This is a genomic window from Gordonia desulfuricans NBRC 100010 (assembly GCF_001485495.1).
GTDB lineage: Bacteria > Actinomycetota > Actinomycetes > Mycobacteriales > Mycobacteriaceae > Gordonia > Gordonia desulfuricans.
In genome coordinates this window covers 1-2,434 of the sequence record NZ_BCNF01000205.1, presented here as the reverse complement: position 1 = coordinate 2,434, position 2,434 = coordinate 1, and the positions used below count along the sequence as shown (strand labels likewise).

The window sequence follows — 2,434 nt, the reverse complement described above, 5'->3', positions numbered from 1 at the left end:
TCCAACGCCGCGAACAAGGTGGTGGTGCCGTTGCGTTTATAGTCGTGGGTCATGGTCCCGGCGCGACCGGCAACCATCGGCAGCGACGCTTGGGTCCGGTCCAATGCCTGGATCTGGGACTTTTCATCCATACAGAGCACGATCGCCTTCTCCGGCGGGTTCAGATACAACCCGACCACATCGATCAGCTTCTCCTCGAATCGGGGGTCATTGGATACCTTGAACGTGTCGACTCGATGCGGTTTCACGTCAAGATCCGACCAAATCCGTTGCACTGTAGAAGAACTCACCCCCACTCGCTGCGCCATCGTCCGACACGACCAATGCGTCTGCCCCGGCGGTGTCGTTGTCGTGGTCAACCGCACGATCTCGGCAACCGTCTCCGCGCTGATCGACGACCGTCGACCCCGACCCTTGCGAATCACACCCAGACCGGCCAAACCGTCCTCGCCGAACCGGCTCCGCCAGGCCCGCACCGTGGCCGCGCGGACCCCAACCTCCTCGGCAATCCGGATGTTGGCGACCCCGTCCGAGGCCAGCAACAACACCCTGGCCTGCAGCACCTGCTGATGCGGAACCCGCTGGCTGCGGGTCAACCTCTCCAACGTCTCGCGCTCACCATCGGTCAACGGCAACGGTGCCGCAGCTCGCCCACTCATACAGAGAATCGTACCCAACATGTAGACGGTTATTTGCGAGACACACCACTAGCCTCGGGCTTTCACGCTGATTCCGTGTCGTGAATGAAGAATGGTGCCCTGACCTGGGATGATTGGACTTACCACAGTTTCAATCGGACCAGTTCGAGGAGCACCATTCAGGTGAGTAAGTCTACGTCGTGGTACCCGCCGTTGTCTGTAGATGGTTCCCGAACCGGGGTGGTGTCGCACGCCGGGGCGACGGTCCTGCTGCGGGCGGCCGAGAAAACCGGTCTGAGCAGGCACTTGTCGACCGGGTTGACGCCGTGGCGCAAGCCTCTGGCCACTCACGATCCGGGCAAGATCCTGCTCGACCTCGCCGTCGCGGTCGCCGTGGGCGGCGACTGTCTGGCTGATATCAACCAGATCCGTGCCGACCCGGGCGTGTTCGGGCCGGTGGCCTCGGATCCGACGGTGTCGCGGCTGATCTCCACGCTGGCCACCGAAGCACCGGCAGCCTTGTCGGCGATCAACTCCGCCCGCGCCGCCGCCCGGGCGCAGGCGTGGACCGCGGCCGGCACCGCAGCCCCCAACCACGACCGCGATGCGCGTCATCCGTTGATCATCGATCTCGACGCCACCTTGGTGACCGCACACTCCGACAAAGAACACGCCACCCCAAACTGGAAGAAAGGCTACGGATTTCACCCGCTGTGCGCGTTCGCCGACCACCAAAGCCGCCGGCACCGGCGAACCCCTCGCAATCATGTTGCGGCCCGGTAATGCCGGGTCGAACACCGCTGCTGATCACATCGCCGTCGTCGAGCAGGCCCTGGTCCAGGTACCCGGCGTCGATGGCTATCGGGTCGGCAAGACGGTGTTGATCCGTACCGATTCGGCTGGCGGTACCCACGAATTCCTGGAGTATCTGACCAGGCGGCGGTTGGCCTACTCGGTCGGGTTCGGACTCACCGAGGCCATCGCCGAGATCGTCGCCCGACTACTACCCGAGGCGTGGACGCCGGCCTACGACGCCGACGGTGTCGAGCGTGACGGGGCGTGGGTCGCGGAACTGACGGGCATGCTGGACCTGTCGGGCTGGCCCGCCGGGATGCGGGTCATCGTCCGGAAAGAGACACCGCATCCGGGAGCGCAGTTGCGGTTCACCGATTCCGACGGCATGCGGCTGACCGCGTTCGCCACCAACACACCCCGCGGCCAGCTGGCCGAGCTCGAATTGCGCCACCGGCGGCGGGCCCGTTGCGAGGACCGCATCCGCACCGCCAAAGACTGCGGCCTGACGAACCTTCCCCTGCACGGTTTTGATCAGAACCGCATCTGGTGTGCCATCGTCGCGGTGGCGTGTGAGTTGATCGCCTGGACGCAGATGCTCGCCTTCGACACCACCCCCGCCCGACGGTGGGAACCCAAACGGCTACGACTACAACTGTTTTCGATCGCTGCCCGACTGACCCGCCACGCGCGGCGGACCCGACTCACACTCGCCGCCACCGCACCCCACCGGCAGCTACTGCTCGACGGACTCACCCGACTCGCAGCACTTCCCGACCCCGGCTGACCCCCGGCCAGCCTGACCCACCGACTGAAAGGACAACGCACTTCGGGGCCGTGAACCCCGACGCCCACCGACGCTCGGCCACCCACTCACGGCCCCGGTCCGGAATCCGGTCCTCAGACCACCACTCCGGGCCCGCTCAAACACCGGGCGACCCCCGACGAAACATCGAGGCTAGCTGCTCAACTTACGTAGAACGTCGATCGGAGCAAAGACTTAG

1 protein-coding gene and 1 pseudogene are annotated in these 2,434 nt (G+C 65.1%); one reads left to right on the top strand and one right to left on the bottom strand.

The genetic code is table 11. From position 1 onward, the window contains the following. On the bottom strand, positions 1 to 659 hold a 659-nt coding region (locus GD1_RS23835; RefSeq protein WP_244882998.1), incomplete at its 3' end, for an IS630 family transposase. Between the two features lie 162 nt (positions 660 to 821). Between GD1_RS23835 and GD1_RS23830 the strand changes: the two are divergent. Further along, positions 822 to 2,217, top strand: a pseudogene (locus tag GD1_RS23830) (IS1380 family transposase). The last annotated feature ends 217 nt before the right edge of the window (positions 2,218 to 2,434 follow it).